This window comes from Propylenella binzhouense (genome assembly GCF_009866965.1).
Classification (GTDB): Bacteria; Pseudomonadota; Alphaproteobacteria; order Rhizobiales; family Afifellaceae; genus Propylenella; species Propylenella binzhouense.
In genome coordinates this window covers 1-25,326 of the sequence record NZ_SPKJ01000042.1, presented here as the reverse complement: position 1 = coordinate 25,326, position 25,326 = coordinate 1, and the positions used below count along the sequence as shown (strand labels likewise).

The 25,326-nt window shown below is 70.2% G+C and carries 21 protein-coding genes and 1 tRNA gene; 2 read left to right on the top strand and 20 right to left on the bottom strand.

Annotated features, from left to right (window positions below; genetic code table 11):
• Window positions 1-35: 35 nt before the first annotated feature.
• The 7 genes from E4O86_RS12865 to E4O86_RS12835 form a co-directional block, all read right to left on the bottom strand.
• Window positions 36-120: transfer RNA gene (locus E4O86_RS12865), tRNA-Leu, on the bottom strand.
• 205 nt (window positions 121-325) lie between these two features.
• Window positions 326-1,312 (bottom strand): ABC transporter substrate-binding protein, encoded by a 987-nt coding sequence (locus E4O86_RS12860; protein ID WP_161140949.1) that lies wholly within the window; start codon window positions 1,310-1,312, stop codon window positions 326-328.
• Window positions 1,313-1,332: 20 nt separating this feature from the next.
• Window positions 1,333-2,367, bottom strand: coding sequence for an ABC transporter permease (locus tag E4O86_RS12855; protein WP_425500125.1), 1,035 nt, complete (start codon window positions 2,365-2,367; stop codon window positions 1,333-1,335).
• 59 nt (window positions 2,368-2,426) lie between these two features.
• Window positions 2,427-3,368: an ABC transporter permease gene (locus E4O86_RS12850; RefSeq protein ID WP_161140947.1), complete on the bottom strand. Its 942-nt coding sequence runs from the start codon at window positions 3,366-3,368 to the stop codon at window positions 2,427-2,429.
• A gap of 192 nt (window positions 3,369-3,560) precedes the next feature.
• Complete coding sequence (gene glyS, locus E4O86_RS12845; RefSeq protein WP_161140946.1) at window positions 3,561-5,954, bottom strand: glycine--tRNA ligase subunit beta; 2,394 nt, start codon at window positions 5,952-5,954, stop codon at window positions 3,561-3,563.
• 92 nt (window positions 5,955-6,046) lie between these two features.
• Window positions 6,047-8,011 (bottom strand): DUF2207 family protein, encoded by a 1,965-nt coding sequence (locus E4O86_RS12840; protein WP_161140945.1) that lies wholly within the window; start codon window positions 8,009-8,011, stop codon window positions 6,047-6,049.
• Between the two features lie 16 nt (window positions 8,012-8,027).
• Complete coding sequence (locus E4O86_RS12835) at window positions 8,028-8,579, bottom strand: LemA family protein (protein ID WP_161140944.1); 552 nt, start codon at window positions 8,577-8,579, stop codon at window positions 8,028-8,030.
• Between the two features lie 216 nt (window positions 8,580-8,795).
• On the opposite strand from E4O86_RS12835, the gene pyrC reads away from it, so the two are divergent.
• Window positions 8,796-9,833 carry a dihydroorotase gene (gene pyrC / locus E4O86_RS12830; RefSeq protein ID WP_205520863.1) on the top strand — a complete coding sequence of 346 codons (1,038 nt, stop codon included), beginning with the start codon at window positions 8,796-8,798 and terminating at the stop codon, window positions 9,831-9,833.
• A 116-nt stretch (window positions 9,834-9,949) separates the two neighbouring features.
• Window positions 9,950-10,861 carry a helix-turn-helix transcriptional regulator gene (locus E4O86_RS12825; protein ID WP_246206375.1) on the top strand — a complete coding sequence of 304 codons (912 nt, stop codon included), beginning with the start codon at window positions 9,950-9,952 and terminating at the stop codon, window positions 10,859-10,861.
• 45 nt (window positions 10,862-10,906) lie between these two features.
• Here E4O86_RS12825 and E4O86_RS12820 read toward each other — a convergent pair whose 3' ends face one another.
• The 13 genes from E4O86_RS12820 to E4O86_RS12760 form a co-directional block, all read right to left on the bottom strand.
• A complete protein-coding gene (locus tag E4O86_RS12820; protein ID WP_161140943.1) occupies window positions 10,907-11,953 on the bottom strand; it encodes an aminopeptidase in 1,047 nt (348 codons plus the stop codon).
• An 85-nt stretch (window positions 11,954-12,038) separates the two neighbouring features.
• Window positions 12,039-13,685, bottom strand: a complete 1,647-nt coding sequence (locus E4O86_RS12815; protein WP_161140942.1) for a UbiD family decarboxylase — start codon at window positions 13,683-13,685, stop codon at window positions 12,039-12,041.
• Between the two features lie 35 nt (window positions 13,686-13,720).
• Complete coding sequence (locus tag E4O86_RS12810; RefSeq protein ID WP_161140941.1) at window positions 13,721-14,503, bottom strand: alpha/beta fold hydrolase; 783 nt, start codon at window positions 14,501-14,503, stop codon at window positions 13,721-13,723.
• Window positions 14,504-14,534: 31 nt separating this feature from the next.
• Window positions 14,535-15,254 (bottom strand): enoyl-CoA hydratase/isomerase family protein, encoded by a 720-nt coding sequence (locus E4O86_RS12805; protein ID WP_161140940.1) that lies wholly within the window; start codon window positions 15,252-15,254, stop codon window positions 14,535-14,537.
• A gap of 74 nt (window positions 15,255-15,328) precedes the next feature.
• Entirely contained in the window at window positions 15,329-16,357 is a 1,029-nt protein-coding gene (locus tag E4O86_RS12800) for a Bug family tripartite tricarboxylate transporter substrate binding protein (RefSeq protein WP_161140939.1), read from the bottom strand.
• A gap of 195 nt (window positions 16,358-16,552) precedes the next feature.
• Entirely contained in the window at window positions 16,553-18,601 is a 2,049-nt protein-coding gene (locus E4O86_RS12795; RefSeq protein WP_161140938.1) for a tripartite tricarboxylate transporter permease, read from the bottom strand.
• Between the two features lie 153 nt (window positions 18,602-18,754).
• Window positions 18,755-19,558, bottom strand: coding sequence for an IclR family transcriptional regulator (locus E4O86_RS12790; protein ID WP_161140937.1), 804 nt, complete (start codon window positions 19,556-19,558; stop codon window positions 18,755-18,757).
• On the bottom strand, window positions 19,555-21,897 hold the full coding sequence (locus tag E4O86_RS12785) for a xanthine dehydrogenase family protein molybdopterin-binding subunit (protein WP_161140936.1): 2,343 nt from the start codon (window positions 21,895-21,897) through the stop codon (window positions 19,555-19,557). The genes E4O86_RS12790 and E4O86_RS12785 overlap by 4 nt, the downstream gene beginning before the upstream one ends.
• The gene (locus tag E4O86_RS12780; RefSeq protein ID WP_161140935.1) at window positions 21,897-22,388 is read right to left on the bottom strand and encodes a (2Fe-2S)-binding protein; all 492 of its coding nucleotides are present in this window, start codon (window positions 22,386-22,388) and stop codon (window positions 21,897-21,899) included. The genes E4O86_RS12785 and E4O86_RS12780 overlap by 1 nt, the downstream gene beginning before the upstream one ends.
• Complete coding sequence (locus E4O86_RS12775; protein WP_161140934.1) at window positions 22,385-23,260, bottom strand: FAD binding domain-containing protein; 876 nt, start codon at window positions 23,258-23,260, stop codon at window positions 22,385-22,387. Before E4O86_RS12775 ends, E4O86_RS12780 begins: the two co-directional genes overlap by 4 nt.
• Complete coding sequence (locus tag E4O86_RS12770) at window positions 23,257-24,099, bottom strand: IclR family transcriptional regulator domain-containing protein (protein WP_161140933.1); 843 nt, start codon at window positions 24,097-24,099, stop codon at window positions 23,257-23,259. Before E4O86_RS12770 ends, E4O86_RS12775 begins: the two co-directional genes overlap by 4 nt.
• Window positions 24,100-24,128: 29 nt before the next feature.
• The gene (locus E4O86_RS12765; RefSeq protein ID WP_161140932.1) at window positions 24,129-24,764 is read right to left on the bottom strand and encodes an SRPBCC domain-containing protein; all 636 of its coding nucleotides are present in this window, start codon (window positions 24,762-24,764) and stop codon (window positions 24,129-24,131) included.
• Between the two features lie 34 nt (window positions 24,765-24,798).
• A partial coding sequence (locus tag E4O86_RS12760; protein WP_161140931.1) for a zinc-binding dehydrogenase occupies window positions 24,799-25,326 on the bottom strand: 528 nt, incomplete at its 5' end.

Below are 25,326 nucleotides of genomic sequence, written 5' to 3'. Positions count from 1 at the left end.
AAAAAGACAATAAAGAGAGGTGCTTAGAAAATGGATGGTGCCCAGGAGAGGACTCGAACCTCCACGCCTCGCGGCACAGGTACCTGAAACCTGCGCGTCTACCAATTCCGCCACCTGGGCAGGTGCGCGCCCCTGTTAGGGCCTCGCCGGAGCTCTGTCAATGAGGCCGGCGACGCCCTCAGATGGGGCCGAAGGGCCCGGAATTCCAGCACCTTGCAGCGCCGCCCGCCGGGCTGGCCAAACCGCTCGGCGGCCGGCCCGAGGCGGCCCGGACCGGCCTCCGCCGCGACGGCGGAGGCCCGGCGGCAAGCGCCGGAAGGAAGCCTCAGAGCGTCTTCGCCTTGTCCGTCACCGCGTGGGTGAACGCCCCTTCCGGCTTCTTGGTGATGACCGGGTCCGACCCGCCCGAGAGCAGGATGTCGACGGTGCGCTGGTAGTCGCCCTCGTCGAGCGCCGGGTCGTCGCCGAGAAGCTTCGCGATCTCGCCGACCATCCGCTTCTGATGCTTCTCGGTCTGGGCGCCGGTCGCGTCATTGTCGAGCACGATCTCCGCCGCCTCGTCCGGATGCTCCTTGGTGTACTGCCAGCCCTTCATCGAGGCCGCGACGAAGCGCGCCATCTTGTCGACGAAGGCCGGGTCCTTCAGCTTGTCCTCGAGCACGTAGAGGCCGTCCTCGAGCGTCGCGGCGCCCTGGTCCTCGTACTTGAAGACGACCAGCTCGCTCTCCGGGATGCCGGCATCGATGACCTGCCAATATTCGTTGTAGGTCATAGTGGAGATGCAGTCGGCCTGCTTCTGGAGCAGCGGATCGACGTTGAAGCCCTGCTTGATGACAGTGACGCCGTTCGGGCTGCCGTCGGTCGGGATGCCGAGCTTCGACATCCAGGAGAGGAACGGATATTCGTTGCCGAAGAACCAGACGCCGAGCGTCTTGCCCTTGAAGTCGGCCGGCCCGGCGATGCCGGTCTCCTTGCGGCAGGTGAGCTCCAGGCCCGACTTCTTGAACGGCTGGGCGATGTTGACGAGCGGGAGCCCCTTCTCGCGCGCGGCGAGCGCGGCCGGCATCCAGTCCACGATCACGTCGGCCCCGCCGCCGGCAATCACCTGCTCGGGCGCGGTGTCCGGGCCGCCCGGCTTGATCTCCACGTCGAGGCCGGCATCCTCGTAATAGCCCTTGTCGGCGGCGACGTAGTAGCCGGCGAACTGGCCCTGCGTGACCCATTTCAGCTGCAGCACCACCTTGTCGGCCGCGAAGGCCGACGAGGCCGTCAGCGCGGCGACGAGCGCGGCGCCCGCGAGTACCCTCTTCATGTCACTCTCCTCTCCCCATTTCACGTCCGGTAGGACGGGTGCCAGAAGGTGAGGACACGCTCGAGCGCGCTCACCAGGGCATAGAAGGCCGAACCGGCAAGCGCCGCGACCGCGATCTCCGCCCAGACCATGTCGATGTTCATGCGCCCGACCTCGGTCGAGATCCTGAAGCCCATGCCGACGATCGGCGTTCCGAAGAACTCCGCCACGATGGCTCCGATCAGCGCGAGCGTCGAGTTGATCTTTAGGGCATTGAAGATGAAAGGCAGGGCAGCCGGCAGCCTGAGCTTGGCGAGCGCCTGCCAGTAGCCGGCGGCGTAGGTGCGCATGAGGTCGCGCTCCATGGCGCTCGCGGCGGCGAGGCCCGCGACCGTGTTCACCAGCATCGGGAAGAAGGTCATGATGACGACCACGGCCGCCTTGGACGGCCAGTCGAAGCCGAACCACATGACCATGATCGGCGCGACGCCCACGATCGGCAGCGCGCTGACGAGATTGCCGACCGGGAGCAGGCCGCGCCGGAGAAAGGGCACGCGGTCGACCAGGATCGCCGCCAGGAAGCCCGCGCCGCAGCCGATCGCGTAGCCGACGAGGACCGCCTTCAGGAAGGTCTGCCGGAAATCGGCGGCGAGGGTGGGCAGCGAGCCGGCGAGCCGCAGCCAGATCGCCGAGGGCGGCGGCAGCAGCACCGCCGGCACGCCGAGGCCGCGGACGAGGATTTCCCAGAGGATCAAGATCCAGGCGCCGAAGACGAGCGGGACCGCGAGATCGAGCGCCCTGCGCCCCATCCCGCTCCGCAGACGCGCCCCCGACAATGCTTCGGCGAAGCTCCAGGCGCCGAGCCAGGCGGCGATCACCAGGGCCCAGAAGGCCGCGCCGAGATGCCCGGCGAGGAGCGGCAGCGCGGAAAGGAGCGCGAAGGCGGCGCCATGCGCGCCAAGGCCCATGAGCCAGCCGCGCCAGGCCGGAAGCCGCATCGCCGCGAGCCCCGCCGCGGCAAGCGCCAGCGCGGCCACCGGCAGCATCGGCGTCATCAGCTCGCCGCCCATCGCCATCAGGAGGAGCGCGGCGAGCGCGAAGGCGACCGCGCCGGCGAGCACCGGGGAGCGGCGGGTCATGCCGGCGCCCCCATGCGGCGGCGGACGATGCGGTCGGCGAGCCCGACGATCGCGACGAGCACGGATGCGAGCAGCGCCGCGGCGAGGAGCGCCGCCCAGATCTGCACCGTCTGGCCGTAATAGGAGCCGGAGAGCAGCCGCGCGCCGAGGCCGGCGACCGCCCCGGTCGGCATCTCGCCGACGATCGCCCCGACGAGGCTCGCCGCCACCGCCACCTTCATGGAGGTGAAGAGGAAGGGCACGGAGGCAGGCCAGCGCAGCTTCCAGAAGAGCTGCGCGCGGCTTGCGCTGTAGGTCCGCATGAGATCGAGATGGATCGGCTCCGGCGAGCGCAGGCCCTTCACCATCCCGACCGTCACCGGGAAGAAGGAGAGATAGGTGGAGATCGCGGCCTTCGGCACCAGGCCGGTGATGCCGACCGCGTTCAGCACCACGATCACCATCGGGGCGATCGCCAGGATCGGGATCGTCTGCGAGGCCACGATCCAGGGCATCAGGCTCTTGTCGAGGGTGCGGGAATGGAGGATCGCGACGGCGAGTGCGACGCCGAGCAGCGTCCCCATCAGGAAGCCGAGAAGCGTCGAGGAGAGCGTCACCCAGCCGTGATAGACGAGGCTGCGCTTGGAGCTCGGCCGGACGGTGACCGTCGTCTTCCAGAGCTCCTCGGCGACCTGGTGCGGCGAGGGCAGCACGGGGCGGTCCTGCGCAAGCGTCGCGGCGACGAATTCGAGCGTGGTGGGCGACGCCTTGGCGCGGGCGAAGGCGTCGCGCTGGAACGGTGCGTTGAGCGCGACGGCCGCGACGTACCAGATCGCAAGGATGCCGAGACAGACGACGAGCACCGGCACGGCCTGCCCGGCCGCGAGACGCCGCGGCCAGCCGGCGCGCGCCCGGTAGCCGATCGCCGCGCCTGGCTCCGCAACCGGGGCGCTCGTCATGGGCGGCCGCCCCCGGCCGTGCCTTCGGCTTCCATCATTCTTCCCGCGGCCTTTCCCGTCCCGTCACGGCGGCGGACGTCCTCACCTGCGCATCCGCGGTCCGCAGCCGGGCCGCCTCGCTATCGGGACATTGCCCGCGCCGATTTGCAAGAGCCCCGAGCCCGCCCGGTCCGGCGGGCGCGAGGCCCCCCCTCACCCCGCGATCCGCGAGAAGTCCGCGACGGCGAGCGTCGCCCGGCGCAGGCGGTTGAGGAGCCTCAGGCGGTTCGCCCGCAGCGCCGGGTCCTCGGCATTGACCGTCACCTTGTCGAAGAAGGCGTCGACGGCGGGGCGGAGCTCGGCGAGCGCCTTCATGGCGCCCTCGAAATCCTCCGCTTCGACATGCGCGCGGGCGTGGCGCTCGGCGGCCTCCATGACGTGGAGGAGCGCCCGCTCCTCGGGCTCGCCCCTCTCCTCGATCAGATGGTGGTCGGGGGGACCGTCGAAGGCGCCCTCGCCGTCCTTCCGCTCCTCGGCGCGCAGGATGTTCGCCGCGCGGCGATAGCCGGTGAGGAGGTTCGCGCCGTCATCCGTCTCCAGGAAGCGGCCGAGCGCCTCGACCCGGCGGACGATCATCAGCAGGTCGTCCTGCGGCTCTCCGGCCTTCTCGCCCGCGCCTTCGGCGCTCCCCGTCTCACGGGCGAGCGCGAATACCGCGTCGATCAAATCGTGCCGCGCGCCCTCCTCGCGGAGATGGACCTTGAGGCGGTCGGCGAAGAAGGCGAGGAGGTCCAGCGCAACCCGCGCGCGTGCAGCAAATCGCGGCACGATGATCTCGCGTCCGTCAAAATTGAATCGCTTGTTGCGGACCTGGACATCTGGGTCATCTACGTGCGCGAGAACGGCAGTGTCCCAGTAAGCTAGGTTCGCACGATAACCTCGAGCAACCTCCACGCAGTCGTAGCCCTCGGCTCCGTCGCGAAGGTAGGCCCAGACGTTGGCTCTTCCTTCGAGCGAATGGGCGAGTTGGTCATAGCTCGCAATGGCGATATCCATCAGCCTCAGGCGCAGCTCGTTCCCCAACACCAGCCGGATCACGCCGAGCGCGGCGCGGCGGAGCGCGTAAGGGTCCTTCGAGCCCGTCGGCTTCTCGTCGATCGCCCAGAAGCCGACCAGCGTGTCGAGCTTGTCGGCGAGCGCGACGGCGATCGCGACCGGCTCGGCCGGCACGAGGTCGCCCGGCCCCTGCGGCTTGTAATGGTCGCGGATCGCGTTCGCGATCTCCGGCGCTTCGCCCTGCGCGAGCGCATAGTACCGGCCCATCACGCCCTGCAGCTCCGGGAACTCGCCGACCATCGCGGTCGGCAGGTCCGCCTTGGCGAGGCGCGCGGCGCGCTCGGCCGCATCGGGATCGGCGCCGAGCGCCGGCGCGAGCTCGCGCGCGAGCCGGGCGATGCGCTCCACCCGCTCGGCCTGGCTGCCGAGCTTCTCGTGGAAGGTGACGCTTTCGAGCTTCTTCGCCCAGTCTTCCAGCCTGACCTTCTGGTCCTGCTCCCAGAAGAAGCGCGCATCGGAGAGCCGGGCGGCGATGACGCGCTCGTTGCCGGCGACGATCGCCCTGCCGCCGTCGGAGGCCTCGATGTTGGCGACGAGCAGGAAGCGGCTGGTGAGCGCGCCGGTGGCGGGATCGCGCACGACGAAGCATTTCTGGTTGGCGCGGATCGTGAGCCGGATCACCTCGTCGGGGATCGCGAGGAAGCGCTCGTCGAAGCGGCCCATCAGCACGACCGGCCATTCGACGAGGCCCGCGACCTCGTCGAGGAGGCCCGGATCCTCGACCACTTCGAGCCCTTGCGCGAAGGCGAGGCTCGTCGCCTCCGTCTCGATGATCGCCTTGCGGCGCTCCGGATCGAGCACGACCTTCGCGGCTTCGAGGGCGGGCACGTAGTCGTCGAAGCGGCGGACCCGGATCGGCGCGCCGTCGGTCATGAAGCGGTGGCCGTAGGTGACGTTCCCGGCCGCGATCCCGGCAATCTCGACCGGGATGACGGCCGGCTCCTCGGTCTCCGGACCGAAGGTGCAGAGGATCGCGCGGAGCGGACGCACCCAGCGCAGGCTCGCCGTGCCCTCCGCCTCCGGCGGCGAGAACGGCGTGCCCTGCGGCGCGGAGCGCGCGCCCCAGCGCATCGATTTCGGCCAGGGGAAGGAGCGGATGACCTCCGGCACGATCTCGGCGATGATCGCCTCGGCCGGCCGGCCCGGCTTCTCGACGATCGCGACGTAGAAGTCGCCCTTCTTCGGATCGGACTGGATCGTCGCCTCGTCGATGGAGGCGAGCCCGGCGGCGCGCAGGAAGCCCTCGACCGCCTTCTCCGGCGCGCCGACGCGCGGGCCCTTGCGCTCCTCGCGGATGTCGGCGGAGCGCACGGTCACGCCGTGCACGGTGAGCGCGAGCCGGCGCGGCGTGGCGAAGGCCTTGGCGCCCTCGTAGGTGAGGCCGGCCTCCACCATGCGGCCGGTCACCAGCCGCCGGAGGTCCTCGGCGGCCTGGCTCTGCATGCGGGCCGGAATCTCCTCGGAGAAGAGTTCGAGCAGGAGGTCGGGCATTTCTTCGCGCGTTCTTGTGGCTCAGCCCGGATGCGGGCGCGGCCTGCCTAGCAAGGCGCACGGGCGATGTCACCCGGCCGCTGCGGGAAGCCCTACCAGCCGCCGCCCCCGCCGCCGCCTCCGCCGCCCCCGGAGCCTCCGCCGCCGCCGAAGCCGGAGGAGGATGTGCTCGGCATGGCGGCCGCGAAGCTCGCCGTCGCCGCGGCGATCGAGGCGGAGACGGCGCGCGGGAGGTCGCGGCCCGACCAGCCGCCGCCATAGCGCCAGTCGGGCCGGTAGCTGCCGACCGGATCCTCGCCCGGATGGGCGCGCCGGAGGGCGCTCTCGAACGCCGCCGTCCAGGGTCTTTCCGCGTCGAGCGCGACCGCATAGGGCAGGAGCGCCTCGAACCGCTCCTGGTCGATCACCGGCGGATGCATGTCGAGCCGCGGCGTCTCGGCGGTGGTGAGATAGAGGCGAAAGCCCTCGAGCTCGTCCATCACGGCGCGGCCGTCGACCGTCGGGGCGCGCAGGAGATAGACGAAGAGGCCGTTCACGAGCGCGAAGCCGACGAAGAGCGCGAAGGGCTCCGGGTGGTCCGCGAGCACGCCCGCGACCGCGCCGACGAACCCGTCCCAGCCGCCGTCGCGGGCACCGAGCATCTTCGCGGTCTCGAGGATGAGGATGGTGACGAACGCCGTCAGCCCGAGCGCGGAGCGCAGGAGAACCGGCGTGGACGCGGCGCCGAGGAGGCGGCGGATCGCAGGCGCCAGCCCGAAGCCGATCCCGACCGCCAGGAACAGGAACGGCGCGAGGGGAAGGAAGTCCGCGAACGCGATGCCGCCGAGCCAGGAGGTCAGAAGGATCGCCGCCCCGGTCAGGCCGGCGCCGATCCCGAAGAAGAGATAATTGTGGCGGAAGAAGCGGTCCCGGTTCTCCGCGTGGATGGTGCGGCGGAAGGTCTTCGCCGCCTCCGCGACGGCCTTGCCGTTCTCGCGCGTGATCCGGCCGGAGCCGCCCTCGCGCTCCACCCAGTTGAGGATCGCGCGCTCGCCGGGCGGCAGCGCATCGAAGCGCGGCGGCACCGCCTTCGCCGTCCGCCTGAGGGTCAGCTCCTTGCCGTTCTGGTCGAAGAGGACGAGGCCGCGCACCGCGAGCGACAGCGCGGCGGCGGTGAAGGCGCGCCAGCCCGCTTCCGAGAAGCCCCAGTTGCGGATGTAGTTCGCGAGCGCCGGCGACACGCCCTCCGGCGGCGCGAAGCGCGGGATGATGAGCCCGCCCTCCGGATCGCGGCCGACCGCGCGCCAGGCCGTCACGTAATAGGCGAGCACGAGCGCGAAGCCGAGACCGCCTGCGAGCCAGGCTCGGTTGTCGAGGATCGCGTACCAGGCGCGGTCCTGCCGCGTCGGCTCCGTCACGGTGCCCGGCGGATATTCCGCTACGATTGTGAGCCCCTCCCCCGGCGCGAGCCGCCCGGTCGTCTCCACGCCGAGCACGCCGTCCGTTCCGATCGCGCCCTCGAAGGCGGTGCCGCGGGCGCGAAGCGGACCGGTATAGGCGGTCCAGCGCGTCGGCCGGGCGCCGCCCGGCGCCTTGATCCGCACCGTGGCCTTAGCGATCGGGAAGCGCCAGAAATTGCCGGTCACGTTCCAGTCGAGTTCCGGCCCGCCGCCGAACCAGCGGAACTGCCGGGCCGTCTCGTAGCTGAACGTGTAGACATAGGCGCCCGGCCTCAGCTCGGTCCCCTTGTCGCCGGCATAGATGCGGACGAAATTGGCGTGCCGCTCGGTCCAGAAGGGTTCCGGCCGGTTGTCCCGCCTGACGGAGAGGACCTTGAACGGCACTTCGTGCCGCCGTCCCGCCTCGTCGCGGAAGAAGATCGGGAAATCGCGGTAGAGGCCGTGGCGGATGTCGCGGTGCTCGGCGCGCACCCGGATGCGCTCGGTGACCGTGAGCGTGCCGTCCTGCGCGATCACGATCCGGCTGTCGAAGCGCTCGATCTGCTCGGCGGCGCGCGCCCCGCCGGCGCCGGAGAGCGCCAGCACGCAGCCGAGGAGGAGTGCTGCGAGAATTCTCACCGCCGCCGCCCCTCGCTCAGAAGGCGACCGCCGGCACCGCGCGCTCGCCCGCATCCTCGATTTCGAAATAGTCGCGACGGGCGAAGCCGAAGGCGTTCGCCACGAAATTGCTCGGGACGGTCTCGACCATCGTGTTGAGGTTCCGCACCGCGCCGTTGTAGTAGCGGCGCGCCATCTGGATGTCGTTCTCGATCGTCGCGAGCTCCGTCTGGAGCTGCAGGAAGTTCGCGCTCGCCTTCAGGTCCGGATAGGCCTCGGCCACGGCGAGGAGCCGGCCGAGCGCCGCCGAGAGCGCCGATTCCGCCCTTGCCCTGCCCTCGACATCGCCCGCCGGCACGGCGGCCGCCGCGGCCCGGAGCCTCGTCACGGCATCGAACGTGCCGGTCTCGTGGGCGGCATAGCCCTTGACGGTGGAGACGAGGTTCGGAACGAGGTCGGAGCGGCGCTTCAGCTGGACGTCGATGCCGCTCCAGGCCTCCTCGCTCATCTGCCGCGTCGCGACGAGTCGATTGTAAAGATAGACGCCGTAGCCGACGACGATCAGCACGAGAACAACCACGATCCACATGGTCAGCAAAATCCCCCGGCGGTTGTTGCCGCGCTTTCCCCCAGTCTAACCGAGCGTAATTAATCCGCCGTTACAAGAAGAAGCCGCAACGGCGGCGGGATCGTCATGGCCGTCCCGCGTCGCGGCGCGGGAAAGGGAACGCCACGGGGGCATTGCCGGCCGGGAGCCGCCATGCGACACGCGCCCGACGCCCCTCCTGCCGGAGCCGAACGCCTGATGACCGCGATCACCATCCGACGCCCGGACGACTGGCACGTCCATTTCCGCGACGGCGCCATGCTGAGGACGGTCGTCCCGTTCACGGCGCGGCACTTCGGGCGGGCGATCGTGATGCCGAACCTCGTGCCGCCGGTGACGACCGCCGCGGCGGCGGCGGCCTATCGCGAGCGCATCCTGGCGGCCGTGCCCGCCGGCGCGCGCTTCACGCCGCTGATGACGGCCTATCTCACCGAGGCGACGGACCCGGCCGACCTCGTGGCCGGCCATCGCGACGGCGTGCTGACCGCGGCGAAGCTCTACCCCGCGCATGCGACCACGAACTCCCAGTTCGGCGTTTCGAGCATCGCCGCCATCCGCGAGGTGCTCGCGGCGATGGAGCGGGCGGGCATGCCGCTTCTCGTCCACGGCGAAGTGACCGACCCGGCGATCGACATCTTCGACCGGGAAGCCGTCTTCATCGACCGGGTGCTCGCCCCGCTCCTGCGCGAGCACGAGGGCCTGAAGGTCGTGATGGAGCACATCACGACGCGCGAGGGAGCGGATTTCGTGCGCGCGCATGCGCCGCGGCTCGGCGCGACGATCACGCCGCAGCATCTCATGCTGAACCGCAACGCGCTCCTCGTCGGCGGCATCCGCCCGCATTATTACTGCCTGCCGGTGCTGAAGCGCGGCCTCCATCAGGAGGCGCTCCGGAACGCCGCCACCGGCGGCGAGGCCTGCTTCTTCCTGGGGACGGACACCGCCCCGCACATGAAGCACCTCAAGGAGAACGCCTGCGGCTGCGCCGGCGTCTTCTCCGCGCCGGTCGCGCTCGCCTGCTATGCCCAGGTCTTCGCCGAAGAGGGCGCGCTCGAGCGGCTGGAGGCGTTCGCCTCCCTGAACGGCCCGGCCTTCTACGGGCTCCCGCCGAACGAGGAGCGGATCACGCTTGCGGAGGCGGAGGCGGCGCCGGTGCCGCCGCTGCCGGTCGGCGCGGAGGGCGAGCTCGTCACGTTCGAGCCGCCGCGGCTTGGCTGGGCGGTGATTTCGGCCTGACGCACGCCCCCCGCCGGCCCGGAACGCGCCGGAAGCACGCGCCGTCCGCTGCGCGCGGTTCATCAACGACGGATTGGCAAGACCGATCAGGCGGTTATTGTATCGCCACCGAAACGATGGCTCTGACCGGCATGGCGGCGCACGTGGACACGGAATTCATGACGACCCGGGAGGTCGCCGACCTGCTGCGCCTCAAGGAGCGCAGGGTCTACGACCTCGCGGCCGCCGGCCAGATCCCCTGCACGCGCGCCGTCGGCAAGCTCCTCTTCCAGCGCTCCCGGATCGAGGCATGGCTCGCCAGCCACGATTCCTCCCCGGGTGCGGCGCCGGCTCCCGCCTGCGTGCTTCTCGGCAGCCACGACCCGCTGCTCGACTGGGCCGTGCGGGAATCCCGCTGCGGGATCGCGACCTTCTTCGACGGCAGCCTGGACGGCCTCGACCGCTTCCAGCGCAACGAGGGGATCGCCACCGGCCTCCATGTCCGCCGGCGCGCGGACGAGGACTGGAACGTTCCGCTGGTGCGGGACCGCTTCGCCGCCCGCGACGTCGTGCTCGTGGAATGGGCCTGGCGCGAGCGCGGATTCCTCGTCGCGCCGGGCAACCCGAAGCGGATCGAAGGCGCCGCGCATCTCGCCTCCGCGCGGGTCGTGCCGCGGCAGGAGCAGGCGGGCAGCCAGATCCTGCTCCTCGACCTCCTCGCCGCCGCCGGGATCGACCCCGCCACGATCGACTTCGTCCATGCCGCGCGCACCGAGAGCGACGCGGCCTCCGCGGTCGCGGAAGGATCCGCCGACGCGGCGTTCGGGCTGCGCTCGGTCGCCCGCCAGTACCGGCTCGATTTCGTGCCGGTGCTCAGGGAGCGCTTCGATCTCCTGGTGAGCCGGCCGGACTGGTTCGAGGAGCCGTTCCAGCGCTTCCTCGCCTTCCTGCGCACCGACCTCTTCGCGGAGCGGCTCGCGGCGAGCCCCGGCTACGACGCCTCCGGGCTTGGCCGCGTGCACTTCAACGCCGGGCGCGCCGCCGGGTGACGCCCGCGCGGCGGGCGGCCGGGCTTGGCCGGCTGCCGGTCCGGCTCAGAGCGCGCGGTCGACGGGAACCAGGAAGCGCCCGTCCTCGATGCGCTTCTCGCCGTCGACATAGAGCGTCGGCTCGAGGAGCACGCCATCCATGTGGATGTTGGAGAGGATCGTGCCGCCGACATCGACATTCGTCCCGAGACCGAAATGCATCGAACCGAGGATGTTCTTGTCCTCGCGCTGCACGCCGCGGATCTGCGCCTTGGAATTGATGCCGACGGAGGCCTCGGCCGGGCAGAGATAGGCGTTCTCGTCGCCATATTCCGCGAGGTAGTTCCGCAGGAAATGGGCGTCGGCCCCGCCCTCGATCCGGGTGATCCGGCCGTTCTCCACGGTCAGCTCGATCGGGCTGTGCAGCCGGCCGATCTGGTGCATGCAGAGATCGATCACGAGTTTGCCGTTGCCGGTGCCCTCGACCGCCGGCACGTTGAACTCGCCGTTCGGATAGAGGAAGCGCAGCAGGTTTGACTTGCGGTTCTGCACCTTCGAGACGTTCTGGATCTTGTACGGCACGAAATCGTCGGACGGCGGGTTCGGAATGAAGATTCGGCCCTCCACCGAGTAGGAGAAGTCGCAGCCGTACTTCGACGTCACACGGCACATCTTCGCCGCGCGGCCGAAGACGTTGGTGGCGACGTAATACTGGCGGAGCGCCATCTCCTTCTGGTTCTCGGTGACGGCGCCGGACTGGAACATCTCGAGCGTCATGCCGCCATCCATGCAGATGACGGGAACGCCGGCATCCATCGCGGCCGAGTTCGCATGCGAGTGGAGCATGCCGGTCGAGGCGATCAGGATGTTGAGGTCGACCGTCTTCATCGCCTCGCAGACCGGCTGCGGCGGATCGTAATAATCGGCCGGGCGCGGATCGAAGAGGGCGAGCGTGGCGTCGGCGCCGAGCTCCGACAGGATGCTCATGATGGCCTGCCAGACGCGCGGATCGTGCGCGGTGTCGGTGACGACGAGGACCTTCATGCCCTTCGTCACGTTGGCGACGAGGGGGTGCCTCAGATATTCGAGCGTGCCGGTCATCAGCGCGTTCATGGCTATGTTCTTCCTTGTCCTGCGAGGGCGCGCGTGGGCGCCCGATCCCGTTCCCGGCCGGCCCGGCTTCCGGTGGCGGCCGCGCTCAGCCTTCCACCTTGCGGACCGGCGTCTCCGCATCGAGGCCGGACCTCTGCCTGGCCAGCGTCTCGAGCCCGCTCAGTTCCCAGTCGCCCTCGACGGCCCGGCGCGCGAACAGATCCCAGCGCTCGTTCCAGTCGCCGAGCGTGTAGCCGTGCCACGGCGAGCCGAGCTTCAGCGCGGGCAGGCCGAGCTCCTCCCAGAGCGCGACGGCGTGCTCCATATATTCGCGCGCCGGCAAGGCGAGCGGCGGCAGCGGCCCCTTCCGCGTCGCGTCGATCATCAGGGTGGAATCGGTCTTCGTGCCGCTGTATTGCGCGCCCTGCACCGGGCCGCGATAGGGCATGATGTGGATGTCCTCGATCGGCTTGCAGCGATAGGCGATCGACCAGAGGACGGCGTCGACGGAGTTCGGATCGACGTCCTCGCTCACCGCGATCGCGACCTTGCCGATGCCCGCCTGGAAGCTCGTGACGCCCTGCAGCCCGCGCCAGACCTCCGCCTTCGGCGTGTCGGCGGCGAATTGCAGGAACACCACCGGGCGCAGGTTGGTGAGCGGCTCGTGCAGCACGACCCGCCTGATGCCCTTCACGTTCAGGTGGTTCTTGAGATGGTTCAGGAACAGCGGCTCGTAGGCCACCTTCTTGATCACGCTCGATTCGCTCGGCGTCACCTGGCTGATGATGGCGTTGAAGACGGCGTTGCGGCGGTGCGTGATCGCGGTCACCTGCATCGGCATGTTGAACGCCTCGAGCGCCACGTAGCCGTTGCTTTCGCCGAACGGGGCCTCGGGCTCGAGGAGATCCGGATCGATCAGCCCCTCGATCACGATCTCGGCGCTGGCCGGGACCATGATGTCCACCGTCTTCGCCTTCACGAGCTCGATCGGCCGGCCGGCGAGGCCGCCGGCGACCGCGAATTCGTCGAGATCGAGCCGGAGCTTCTGCGGCGAGGTGAAGACCACCACCGGCGCGGCGCCGAGCACGATCGCGATGGGCATCTTCTCGCCGCGCTCGCGATATTTCAGCCAGTGCACCCAGCCGCCGGCGCCGCCGGGCTTGGCGACCATGCGCACCGCCAGGCGATCGGTCGCCTTGAGCGCGGCGCGGTACATGCCGGTGTTCTGGATCCCCGTCTCCGGGTCGCGCGTGATGCAGAGCGTCGCGGTCAGGTAGGGCGCCGAATCGAAGCCCGGCGTGGAGACCGGGACCGGCAGCGCCGCGAGGCCGCCGCCGGCGCTCCGCAGCGCCTCGCCCTCGATCACGACCTCCTGGCACGGCGCCGAATCCACCTCGACCGGGTCGATCGGCGCGGCGACCGCCCGGCTCCAGGCGTCGCCGATCTCCTCCACCGGCCGGCCCATGCCGCGGGCATAGATGCGGGGCGAGGCGGCCAGCGCCCCGAGCACGACCGGCATGTCGTAATGCCTGCCCTTGGAATCGACCACGTTCGTGAACAGGAAGGCGCGGCGCTCGTCCTCGGGGATGTTGCCGAGGAACTGGCAGCGGACGAGCGGATGGAGCTCGGTGTCCTTGTTGATCGGCCGGTCGATGCGGACGAGCAGTCCCTCCCGCTCCAGCGCGGCGAGATGGTCCTGGAAATCGAGCGGCGGCTGCGCCTGGTCCTTGCGCGCATCTGGCGAGTGGAGCATCGGGTCCTCTTTTCTCAACCGGCGAACCGGCGCTCTCAGGCGATGGAGCGGGCGAAATCCCGCAGAGCGGCGGCGAAGGCGTCGGGCTTCTCGACCGGGGCCAGATGGCCGGCGTCGATCTCGTAGAAGCGGCCGTTGCCGAACGCCTCGGCGACCTTGCGTACGGAATCGGGGCTGGCGGAGCGGTCCGTGGTGCCCGCGATCGCGAGCGCCGGGACCGTGACCTCCCGGAGCCTGCCGCCATAGGCGAGGTCCCGGATCGCGCGCCATGCCCAGGCATGCGCGATCGGATCGGCCGAGAGCAGGCACTCGGTGATCGGCCCGACCACATCGGGCCGGACGGCGCGGAAGGCTTCGTCGAACCAGCGCGTGATGGTGGTCTCGATGACCCCCGGCATGCCCTTCTCGGCGGCGAGAGCGCGCTTCTCGATCATCGCGCGGCCGGCCTCGTCGCGGGTGTGGGTCGTGTTGGCCGAGACCACGCCGCGCAGGAGCTCCGGCGCCTTGAGGGCGATGCCCTGGGCGGTCATGCCGCCCATCGAGCAGCCGACCACGAAGGCCGGCGGGGCGCCGACGGCGCGGAGGAGCTCGATCGCATCGTCGGCGAGGTCGTCGAGGCCGAACGGCCCGGACGGGACGTCGCTCTCGCCGTGGCCGCGCGCATCCGGCGCGATGAGCCGGAACTCGGTCTCCAGCCGCGCGATCACCGCGTCCCAGAAATCGCCCGTCAGGCCAACGGGATGGAGGAGGAGCATGGTCGGCCCGATCCCCCGCGTCTTGTAGCGGATCGAGAGCCCCGATTTCAGGCGGTATCTCATGTCTCGTCTCCCGAGCGGCGCCGGAACGCCATCACGACCTCACCAGCGCGAGGAGCGTGCCGGCATATTCGGACAGCATCTGCGGCGAGAGGCCTTCGGCGCCGGCCTGGAAGCGCTTGATCGTCTCGAGCACGAGCCGCGGGCGCCGCGCGAGGCCGGCGGCGAAGGCCTCGGCCGCGGCGTCGAACCCCTCCGCGGGCAGGACCTTGCTCGCCAGGCCGAGGGCGCGGGCCTCCTCCGCGCCGACCGTCTCGGCCGAATAGATGAGGTAGCCGAGCGCCTTGCGCGGGACGTTCCGGATCACCGCCGCCATCGCCATGGTCGGCGGAATGCCGTGCTCGATCTCGGAGAAGGCGAAGCTCGCGGCAGCGGAGGCGAGCGTGATGTCGCAGGCGCCGGCAAGGGCCGCGCCGAAGCCGATCGCCGGGCCCTGCACGAAGGCGGCGACGGGCACGGGACAGGCCGCGATCGCATCGTAGACGCCGAGCACCGCGCCCATGGCCTGCGTCCGCCGCTCCCATGGCGACGGATAGTCCTTCGGCTCGCCGCGGCCGTCCCGGCCCCGGCAGAAATGCGACCCGCTCGCCCGGATCGCCACGAGGCGGTTCTCCTCGCGGTCGCCGCACGCCCTGATGGCGGCGGCGAGCTCGATCATCATCGGCCGGGTGAGGGCGTTGCCCTCGTCCGGGCGGTTGAGGTCGATGGTCGCGACGTTGCCGCGCTCGGCAACCATGAATTCGTGCGTCGTCATGAGGCCTTCCGTCCGCTTCGGGGGCCGGCGCCCGGGACCCGCGGGAACGGGGCCGGGCGGCGCAGCCCGAGGTGCTACTGGATGCTGAGGATCTCCCTCGTCCGCGCGATGACCTTGTCGGAGAGGTTGCTCACGTCGGACATGCGCTTCTGGAGATCCTTGCCGGACTGCGCGCGGACCTCGAAGCCCGCCTTCTCCGCATCGGCGACGAAATCCGGGTCGGCGAAGGTCTCGTCGAAGGCCTTCTGCAGCGTCTCGACCCGGTCCGCGGGCACCTCCGGCGCCACCCAGTAATTGTACCCGAAGGCGGTCGACAGCGTGATCAGGTCGACGATCTGCTTGTCCTCGGGATCGCTGACGAGCTCGCCGAGGACGGGCACGTCCGGCAAGGCGGGATCGCGCTCGTAGCCGATCTGGACCAGGAAGTTGATCTTCTTGTCCTTCACCCAGTCGGCGTTGCGGGCGAAGAGGCTGTTGAGGTTGGCGCCCGAGCGGCCGGAGATCTCGCCGGATTCGAGCGCCAGGTCGAGCGAGTTGCTGCCCTTGTAGCCGTTGATGATCTTGAACTTCGTGCCGATGACGGCGTTCGCGAGGGCCGGATAGATGTAGGAGGTGGAAGCCGGGCCCGAGGCGCCGACCGGAATCTCCGTCTTCTGCGCATCCTCGATCGTCTTCACGCCGGACGTGTGCCAGGTGAGGATCGAGTTGTTGGAATTGGTGCCGCTGCCGAGCCATTGCAGCTTCTTCGCGTCATATTCGGCAGCGCTCCCGCCGACGAGGTCGTAGACGATGAGCGAGGCGTTGACCGAGGCGATGACGGTGCCGTCCTTCGGCGCCACCGCATAGACGCGGTTGGCGGCCGGCAGCCCGCCTGCCGCGCCCATGTTCTCCACCACGATCGTCGGCGCGCCGGGAATGTGCTCCGGCAGGTGCTTCGAGAGCAGGCGGGCGAAGAGATCGTAGCCGCCGCCCGGCCCGAAGCCCACCAGGATGGTCACCGTCTTGCCGTGGTAGAACGGCTCTTCCTGCGCCGCCGCCGGCTGCGCCGCGCCGGCCGACAGTCCGATCGCGCATGCAAGCAGAATTGAACGGGTCAGTTTCATCAAATCGTCCTCCCTTGAGGTGGCAAATACGCCAGATGGCAAGAACGTGTTCTTATTCGTTCTGCTTTTACTGGCCATCCGGAGCGGATATATACATGATACTGTACATTATTTCTTGCGGAATTGGTTCCGCGATGCGGAATTCCGCGGATCCGATCCCGGGTTTCGCCGGTTTCGGCGTGGCTTGCGTGCTGCTCAGATCTGAAGCCACTGGCCGATGAGGGTCGGCGGCCAGGGGATGGCGAGGAGCCGGTCGAACACGAAATAGACGAAGGCGCAGAGAAGCGCGGCCTGGGGCAGCACGAGGCGCCAGCGCTCGCGGCCCTCCACCCGCATGAAGGCGACGACGAAGATCGGCACGGTGGCCACGATCCCGATCGTCGCCATCGACAGCATGAAGCCGGCGAGCCAGCCGAAGAAGCGCCCCGCGCGCGCGAAGACCAGCCGGCGCGGCAGGTCGCCATGCTCCGATTCGAGGTCCATGTGGATGCGCTGCGACACCTTCGGCCTGGCCGGGCCCGCCGCCGCCTCCGCCTCCGCCGGGCGGACGGCCGGGCGGAGGAAGACCTGGCCGAACAGGGCCGCCGCGGCGATCGCGATCGTGAAGAAGCCCACGATCATCGGCACCGCCTTGGCGTCGAAGGACCAGGACCAGGCCTGCGACAGCATCAGCGCCACCACCCCCAGCAGCGCCACGAAGGCGAGCTGGCTCCAGCGCAGGCGCGGCCGGGAGAGGCTGCCGAGCATCGGCCCGAGCCCGCCATGGGCCCGGATGTCCTGGACGAACGGCCGCAGCAGCCCGACCAGCGCCAGCAGCAGCAGGATCACCACCAGCGGCCGGGTGAACCAGTCGGTGCCGTAGCGCTCCACCGAGATGAACATGTAGCGCTCGATCGTCTCGCCGAGCACGAAGGCCAGCACCAGCGGCGGCCGCGGCCACTTCAGGTGCTTCATCGCCCATCCCAGCACCCCGAAGATGAGCAGCGTGTAGAGGTCGCCCCAGCTGCGCGTCCCCTCGAACGCCCCGACATAGATGATGGCCAGCACCGAGGGCAGGATCAGCGTGTAGCGGATGGTGGCGAGCTTGGCGAACTGGCCGCTGAAGGCGTAGCACAGCCCCGCCCCAAGCACGTTGGCGATCGCGATGCTCCACACCATCGAATAGGTCAGGCTGAGATTGGTCGTCAGCATCTCCGGGCCCGGCACCAGGCCGTGGATCAGGAAGGCGCCGAGCAGGATCGCCATGGTCGCGCTGCCCGGCACGCCGAAGGCGACCGTCGGCACCAGCGCCCCGCCCTCCTTCGCGTTGTTCGAGCTCTCCGAGGCGATCACCCCGCGTATGTCGCCGCGCCCGAAGGTCTCCTGCGCCCCCTTCTCGGTGCGCAGCGCATGGCCGTAGGCGAGCCAGTCGATCACCGAGCCGCCGATTCCCGGGATCGCCCCGAAGCCGGCACCGATCCAGCTACAGCGCAGCACCAGCCACCAGTGCCGGAAGCAGTCCTTCGCCCCCTGCGCCATCCCGCTCCGGGCGTCGAACCGGCTGCCGGTGGCGATCGTCGTGCGCGTGACGAGGAGGTCGCAAAGCTCCGGCAGCGCGAACAGGCCGAGCACCACCGGAACCAGCGGCAGCCCCTCCCACAGATAGAGCGTGCCGAGCGTCCAGCGGAGCGTGCCGGACTGCGGGTCGGTGCCGATCATCGAGATCATCAGCCCGAGCCCGGCCGCCGCCAGCCCCTTCAGCGGCGCATTGCCCGCCAGCATCGCCACCATCGAGATCCCGAAGATCGAGAAGGCGAGCAGCTCCGGCGAGCCGAGCTGGAGCAAAAGCGGCCGCAGGAACGGCAGCGACACCCCCATCAGCGCCGCCCCGAACAGCCCGCCCAGCATCGACGACATGTAGGCCGCGCTCAGCGCCCGCCCGGCCTCGCCGCGCCGGGCGAGCGGCAGACCGTCGAGAACCGTCGCCGCCGATCCCGCCCCGCCCGGAACCCCGAACATGATCGCCGGGATCGGGTCGCCCGTCGACGTCGTCGCCCCGAGACCGAGCAGGAACGCGAACGCCGTCGCCGGGTCCATCGCGAAGGTGAACGGCAAGAGCAGCGCCGTCCCCGCCAGGCCCCCGATCCCCGGCAGGATCCCGAACACGAGGCCCAGAACGACCCCGCAGCACAGAACAAGGAGGCGCATCGGATCGGCGATCACAACCAGCGCCTGCCACGCCGCGTCCAACATGCTGACGTCCATCTCGGTCCGCTTCCTCCGTGCGCCAGGCGCCTGTTTCGCGTTCTTCCGCCGTGCCGGAACCGCACGGCGCGATCCGCCGGTCCGGCTCCGGCCTTCGTCCGCTTCCTTCCCGTCCGGACAGGACGGCCGGCCGCGCTGGCCGGCCCCCCCCCGCTAGCCCGTGCGGGTCTCGTTGACGCGGTGGCCGCAGAGCCGCGAAAGCTCCGCCGCCTGCCGCTTCACCACCTGGGCCGTGTTGGCGGCGGCATCCTGGCCCACCCGGAACTCGGGCGCGACGACACCGATCGCCCCGCGCACCTGTCCGTTGGCGTCGAAGAAGGGCGCGGAGATGCCGTAGGCGTCCGACGCTCCCCGCTGTCCCTTGCTGGACGCGACGCCGCGGCGCCTTATCTCGACGAACTCCTTCTGGAGCTGGTCGAGGCTCGGCAGCATCTGCCCGGTCACCGGCGAAGGCCCGGCCTCCTCGATGATGCGGGCGAGGTCCGTCGGGCTGAGCCAGGCCATGATGGCGCGGCCGAGCGAGCCCCAGGCCGGCGTGATGTTCTCCAGGAGATCGAACTTGAACCGGAGCGGCAGCTTGGTGTCGGCCTTGTAGGCGAGCACGATCCGGCGGCGGGACGGCGCGAGGAGCGCCAGCAGGCATGTCTCGCCGGTGCGCTCGGCCGCCTCCTCGACGAGGGGCCTGGCGAGGCTGACGATCTCGAACCGGTCCTGGACGCGCATCGCGATCCGGAAGAACTCGGTCCCGATCCGGTAGCGCCGCTGGGGCGCGCGCTCGACGAGGCCGAGCTCGACGAGCGGCTCGAGCACGCGATGGGCCGAGCTCGGCGGCAGGCCGAGCTTCTCGCCGACCTCCTTGATGGTGAGGACGTCGGAATGCTCCGCGAAGAGCCTGAGCGCCCCGAGCAGGCGCTCCGCATAGCTGCTCGGCAGCTGGTTGACGCTGACCTGCTTCATCTCGTGCGACCGAGCGCGGCCTCCCCTAGCAGTTCGACGATGCGTTGCGGCGAGATCGGCGCCTCGGCGATGCGCACCCCGAACGGCGACAGCGCATCCTCGATCGCCCCGATGACCGACGCCGTGGTCGGGATCGTGCCGCCCTCGCCGGCGCCCTTGATGCCGAGCGGGTTGAGCGGACTCGGCGTCTCCTGGTGGACGATCTCGACGCGGGGCACGTCGGCCGCGAGCGGCAGGAGATACTCGCCGAAATTGGTCGAGAGCGGCTGGCCCTCGTCGTCATAGACGAGACGCTCGTAGAGCGCGTTGCCGACGCCGTGCGCGACGCCGCCCACGATCTGCCCGTCGACGACGAGCGGGTTGATGACCCGGCCGCAATCATGGGCGAGCACGAGACGCAGGATCTTCACGCGGCCGGTCTCGATATCGACCTCGACCTCCGTGACGGTCGTCCCGTTCGCATAGGTCGACTGGTCGGGCGTGAAATAGGCGGTATGCTCGAGACCCGGCTCGAGCCCGCCGGCCATCGAGAAGCCGGGCATGCCGATCGCCTTGACGGCGACCTCGCGGAAGCTCTTGCGGACCTCCTCCACCCCCTTCACGTGGACGAAGCCGTCCTTGAGCTCGAGATCGTCGGGCGAGACCTCGAGCATGTCGGCCGCCACGAGCTTGATCTTCTCGGCGACCTTGGTCGCCGCAAGATGGACCGAGGAGCCCGCATTGACGGCGGTGCGCGCCGCGAACGAGCCGACGCCGAGCGAGATGGTGGCCGTGTCCGAGGTCTCGACCGAGATGTCGTCGATGCCGACCCCGAAATGATCGGCCGCGATCTGGGCCAGCGTCGTCTTGTGCGACTGCCCCTGCGGGGTGGCGCCGGTATAGACGACCAGCCTGCCGTTCGTCGCCACGCGGACGGTCGCGCCCTCATAGGGGCCGAGGCCGGTGCCTTCGACGGCATTGCCGATCCCGATGCCGATATAGCGGCCCTCCTGCCGGGCCTTCTCCTGGCGGGCGCGGAAGCCCTCGTAGCCGATGGCGTCGAGCGCGGCGGCCTGGCAGGCCGGGTAGTCCCCGCTGTCATAGGTGACCGGACGGCCGTCGCGGAAGATGAGGCCGACCTTGTACGGCATCTGCTCGGGCTGGATGAAGTTGCGCCGGCGGACCTCGGCGGGATCGAGGCCGAGCTCGAGCGCGACCCGGTCCATCAGCCGCTCCATGACGACGACCGCCTGCGGACGTCCGGCGCCGCGGACGGGCGTCGCCGGCACCTTGTTCGTCAGCACCGAGATCATGTCGATATGGAATGCCGGGACCACGTAGGGCCCGGGGACGGTCGCGACCGAGATCCAGGGCAGGACGATGCCCCAGGGCGTGTAGGCGCCGTTGTCGTGCGTCATGGTCCCGCGGACGCCGAGGATCTTGGCATTGCCGTCGACGGCGATCTCGACGTCCCAGTACTGGTCCCGCTCCTGGTGGGTCGCGACGAAGTTCTCGCGCCGGTCCTCGATCCACTTGACCGGCCGGCCGAGCAGCATCGAGCAGGCGGCGACCGCCGGATATTCCACGTAGAGCGAGCCCTTCGGGCCGAACCCGCCGCCGACATCCGGCGTGACGACCCGGATCTGGTGGTCGCCGAGATCGAAGAGGTCGAGCAGGCCGCGCTTGATGCGGTGGGCGCCCTGCGAGCTGATATACATCAGCAGGCTGTTCAGCACCGGATCGTAGCTGCCGATCGCGCCGCGGCATTCCATGAAGAACGCCCCGCCGCGATGCTGGAAGATGCGCTCCTTGAAGATGTGGGGCGCGCCCGCGAAGGCGGCCTCGACGTCGCCGATCTTGCTCGGCATGCGGGCCGCGACATTGTTGTCGCTGCCGGCATGGACCGGCGGCGCGCCCGGCGCGAGCGCGGCGAGGCAGTCCGCGACCGCCGGCAACGGCTCGTAGTCGACGTCGACGAGCGCGGCGGCGTCCTCCGCGATGTAGCGGCTCTCGGCCACCACCACCGCCACGGGCTCACCCACATAGCGGACCTCGTCGACCGCGAGCGTGTAGGGCATCTTCGGCTGCGACAGCGCCGCGACCTGCACGAAGAGCGGCAGCGGCCGCTCTTTCAGGGTCTCGGGAAGGTCGTCATAGGCGAGCACCGCGAGCACGCCCGGAACCGCAAGCGCCGCCGACTTGTCGATGCCGTTGATCCGGGCATGGCCGAACGGGCTGCGGACGAAGGCCGCGTAAGCCATGTTCGGCAGCACGATGTCGTCGACATAGCGGCCCTTGCCGCTGAGGAAGGCGGGATCCTCCTTGCGCTTGACGCTCGCGCCGAACATCCTGACGCCCATCAGACGGCCTCCTTCTCGGCACGCGCCTGGGCCGCGACCTGGAGCACGGCGTCGACGATGGCCTGGTAGCCGGTGCAGCGGCAGACATTTCCGGAGAGCGCCTCGCGCACCTCCTCCTCGGTCGGCGACGGCACCTCCTCCAGGAACTCGGAGATGGTCATCAGCATGCCCGGCGTGCAGAAGCCGCACTGAAGGCCGTTCTTCTCCCAGAACGCCTGCTGGAGCGGATTGAGCGCGTTGCCCTGTGCGAGCCCTTCGACCGTGACGATCGACTTGCCGTTCGCCTGGACGGCGAGCATCAGGCAGGAGCGGACGGCCTCGCCCTCCACCCGCACCGTGCAGGCGCCGCAGGCGCCGTGCTCGCAGCCGATATGCGTGCCGGTCAGGCCGAGATCGACCCGCAGGAAGTCGACCAGCGTTCGCCGCGTCTCGACCGTCTTCTCGTATGTCCTGCCGTTCACGGTGACGGCGATGCTGCGCGTCTGGCTCATGCCGCGGCTCTCATTCCTGCGTTTTCGACTGCTGACTTGACCGCCCGGTAGGTGAGGATCCGGGCGAGGTGCTGGCGGTAGCCGGCGCTCACGTAGGAATCGGACATCGCCTCGACCTTCGACGCCGCCGTCGCGAGCGCGCGGTAGAGATCGTGGCCGGGGCGCTCGCCCCGCGCGGACGCCTCGGCCTCGCCGAGCCGGAAGGGCACCGCGCCGACGCCGGAGACGGCGATCGCGATGTCGTCGACCGCGCCGGACGGCGCGAGCGTGACGAGGCACGAGATCGCGCAGATGGCGAAATCGCCGTGACGCATGGCGAATTCCTCGAAGGCGTAGCCGTGCCCCTGCGGCCAGCGGCGGAACCGGACCTCGCGGAGGAACTCGTCCGGCTCGACCGCCGTCGTGAGATAGCCGACCCCGAATTCCGCGAAGGGCAGCGCCCGCTCGCCGCCGCGGCGGGCCAGGACGAGCTCAGCCTCGTGGAGCGCGGCAAGATTGCAGAGCTCGGCCGACGGATCGAAATGGCAGAGCGAACCGCCGATCGTGCCGCGCGCCCGCGTCTGCCGGTGGCCGACATGGCTCAGCGCGAGCGGGATGATCGGGCAGGATTCGCGCAGGCCCGCCGAGCGCTCGAGCGTGCGCTGCCGGGTCATCGCGCCGAACGCGATGCGGCCTGCATCCTCCCGGACAAAGGCGAGCTCCCGCACGCCGTTCAGGTCGACGAGGTTTGACGGCTGGACGAACCGGAAGTTCATCATCGGCATCAGCGACTGGCCGCCGGCGAGGAGCCGGCAGTCCTCGACCTCGGAGAGGATCGCCGCCGTTTCGGCGACCGACTGCGGATCGTGATAGGTGAAGGGAGATGGCTTCATGCGTTTTCGCTTGCGTGGCGGTGGGGAGAGGACGCGGCCGGCGGCGGCGCGTGGCCGAGGAGCTGGGAGATCGCCTCGGCATGCGCCCGCACGGCGCGGCTGAACGGCTCGCGGTTTTCCTCCAGGAAGCGGTGCTCCGGGGTCGTGACCACGAGCGATCCGAAGATGCGGCCGCCTTCGGCGAAGATCGGCGCGGCCACCCCGACCGCGCCGGCGATGCGCTCGCTGTGGGAGACGGCGAAGCCCCGGTCCCGAATGGCTCGGAGATGGTCTTCCAGGGTCGCCCTGTCGGTCACGGTCCCCGGCGTCGATCCCGGCAGGCCGTGGCGCGCGACCACCTGGTCGATCTGCTCCGGCGAGAGGAAGGCCATCACGACCTTGCCGCTCGCGCCGGCATTGAGATGCTTCAGCTCGCCGACCTCGAGCGCGAAGGAGAGGACCCGGTCGCTCTCCTCGATCGCCGCGATGACGGTGCGGCCATCGGATTCGAGATACCGGTTGAGCGTCACGGTCTCGCCCGTCTCGGCCACGAGCTGGCGCATGTTCGGACGCGCGAGCTGCTCGAACGAGATCGCCTTGCCGAGCCGCGAAGCGAGCTTGAAGGCGGCCGGCCCGACCGCGAGGCCGCGCTCGGGATCCTGCGCAACGAGATCCTCCGCGACGAGCTTCCGGACGATGCGATGGACCGTCGCGTGCGGCAGGTCGAGCGTGCGCGCGATCTGCGGCAGCGTCGCCTGCTCGCCGGCCTCCGCGACCGCCAGCAGCACGTCGAGCGAGCGGCGCAGCGTCGAACGCTCGACGGCCCCGGCGCCGTCATCCGGCGGTCCGTGGCCGTTCACCGGGTCTGCGGACTGGCGGCGCAAGGAGCTCAACCCCGCTGCCGGGCTTCGTCGGCGCCGGCGCGGCGGAGGCCGAGCGCCACGAGCAGCGCCTTCAGGAAGAAGCCGATTCCGAGCGCCTTCGGCTTCTCCTCCGGCTGGGCGGCCGGAGGTGGGGCGCCCTCTGCCGGTGCGGCCGCGTTCTCCGCGCCGCCCTCGACAGGCGCGGGTGCGGGTCCGGCGATCCTGGCGCGCAGCGACCGCGCGAACGAGGCGATGATCTCGTTGGAGACCGCCGCGATGACGCCGGAGGCGCGGCCATATTGCGCCACCAGCCCGGAAAGCTGCAGCTCGGTCTCCAGGACGACGAGCGATCCGCCGTCCGCAGGCAGCACCTGCATCCTGGTGGTCGCCCCGGCATTGCCGCGGCCCTGCTGGTCGGAACCCTTGGCGCGGACGAGCGCGGTGCGGGCGACCGGATCGCTCTCGGCGATCGTCGCGGTGCCGTTGAACTTCAGCGCGACCGGTCCGAGGCGGATCGAGACGCGGCCCTTGTAGACGCCGTCCGGCTCCTCGGAGACCAGCTCCGCGCCGGGGACGCAGCCCACGATCTGCGGCACGTCGAGGAGTGTCGCGAACGTGTCGTCGGGGCTGCGCGGTACTTCGAACTTGTTCTCGAGCTTCACGAGATCGCTCCTTGGAATGGGTGGGCCGGGGCCTTCAGCCTGCCCCGGGCACGAGCACGACCTTGCCGATGGCCGCGCGGGATTCGATCCGCCGATGGGCCTCGGCCGCGTCCTCGAGGGGGAAGACCGTGTCGACGAGCGGCCGGATGCCGCGGCCGATCTCCGGCAGGAGCTCGGCGCGCAGGCGTTCCGCGAAGGCGGCCTTCCGCGCGAGCGGCTGCGGCCGCAGCAGCCCGCCCGTCACCTGCGCCTCCTTGGCCATCAGATCCCGGAGCGGGAGGCCTATCGCCGGGGCGCTGCCGCTCGAGATGTGGACGATCCGGCCGCGCGGCCTGAGCGCGGCGATGCTCGTCGCGGCATGGTCCGCGCCGGCGAGATCGAGCACGACATCGACGCCGTCCGGGCAGGCCGCGCGGGCCGCGGCGGCGACGTCGTCCTGCCGGTAGTTGACGGCCACCGCGCCGAAGGATGCCAGCGCCGCGAGCTTTTCCGGGCGGCTCGCGGTTGCGACCGCGACGGCGCCGCGCAGGCGCGCGACCTGCACCGCGGCGATGCCCACGCC

Excerpts from the sequence above, each read along its gene's own strand:
- E4O86_RS12860 (WP_161140949.1), bottom strand. The coding sequence starts at position 1,312 with ATGAAGAGGGTACTCGCGGGCGCCGCGCTCGTCGCCGCGCTGACGGCC.
- E4O86_RS12855 (WP_425500125.1), bottom strand. The coding sequence starts at position 2,367 with ATGGCGATGGGCGGCGAGCTGATGACGCCGATGCTGCCGGTGGCCGCG.
- E4O86_RS12850 (WP_161140947.1), bottom strand. The coding sequence starts at position 3,368 with ATGACGAGCGCCCCGGTTGCGGAGCCAGGCGCGGCGATCGGCTACCGG.
- glyS (WP_161140946.1), bottom strand. The coding sequence starts at position 5,954 with ATGCCCGACCTCCTGCTCGAACTCTTCTCCGAGGAGATTCCGGCCCGC.
- E4O86_RS12835 (WP_161140944.1), bottom strand. The coding sequence starts at position 8,579 with ATGTGGATCGTGGTTGTTCTCGTGCTGATCGTCGTCGGCTACGGCGTC.
- pyrC (WP_205520863.1), top strand. The coding sequence starts at position 8,796 with ATGACCGCGATCACCATCCGACGCCCGGACGACTGGCACGTCCATTTC.
- E4O86_RS12825 (WP_246206375.1), top strand. The coding sequence starts at position 9,950 with ATGGCTCTGACCGGCATGGCGGCGCACGTGGACACGGAATTCATGACG.
- E4O86_RS12820 (WP_161140943.1), bottom strand. The coding sequence starts at position 11,953 with ATGAACGCGCTGATGACCGGCACGCTCGAATATCTGAGGCACCCCCTC.
- E4O86_RS12815 (WP_161140942.1), bottom strand. The coding sequence starts at position 13,685 with ATGCTCCACTCGCCAGATGCGCGCAAGGACCAGGCGCAGCCGCCGCTC.
- E4O86_RS12810 (WP_161140941.1), bottom strand. The coding sequence starts at position 14,503 with ATGAGATACCGCCTGAAATCGGGGCTCTCGATCCGCTACAAGACGCGG.
- E4O86_RS12805 (WP_161140940.1), bottom strand. The coding sequence starts at position 15,254 with ATGACGACGCACGAATTCATGGTTGCCGAGCGCGGCAACGTCGCGACC.
- E4O86_RS12800 (WP_161140939.1), bottom strand. The coding sequence starts at position 16,357 with ATGAAACTGACCCGTTCAATTCTGCTTGCATGCGCGATCGGACTGTCG.
- E4O86_RS12795 (WP_161140938.1), bottom strand. The coding sequence starts at position 18,601 with ATGGACGTCAGCATGTTGGACGCGGCGTGGCAGGCGCTGGTTGTGATC.
- E4O86_RS12790 (WP_161140937.1), bottom strand. The coding sequence starts at position 19,558 with ATGAAGCAGGTCAGCGTCAACCAGCTGCCGAGCAGCTATGCGGAGCGC.
- E4O86_RS12785 (WP_161140936.1), bottom strand. The coding sequence starts at position 21,897 with ATGGGCGTCAGGATGTTCGGCGCGAGCGTCAAGCGCAAGGAGGATCCC.
- E4O86_RS12780 (WP_161140935.1), bottom strand. The coding sequence starts at position 22,388 with ATGAGCCAGACGCGCAGCATCGCCGTCACCGTGAACGGCAGGACATAC.
- E4O86_RS12775 (WP_161140934.1), bottom strand. The coding sequence starts at position 23,260 with ATGAAGCCATCTCCCTTCACCTATCACGATCCGCAGTCGGTCGCCGAA.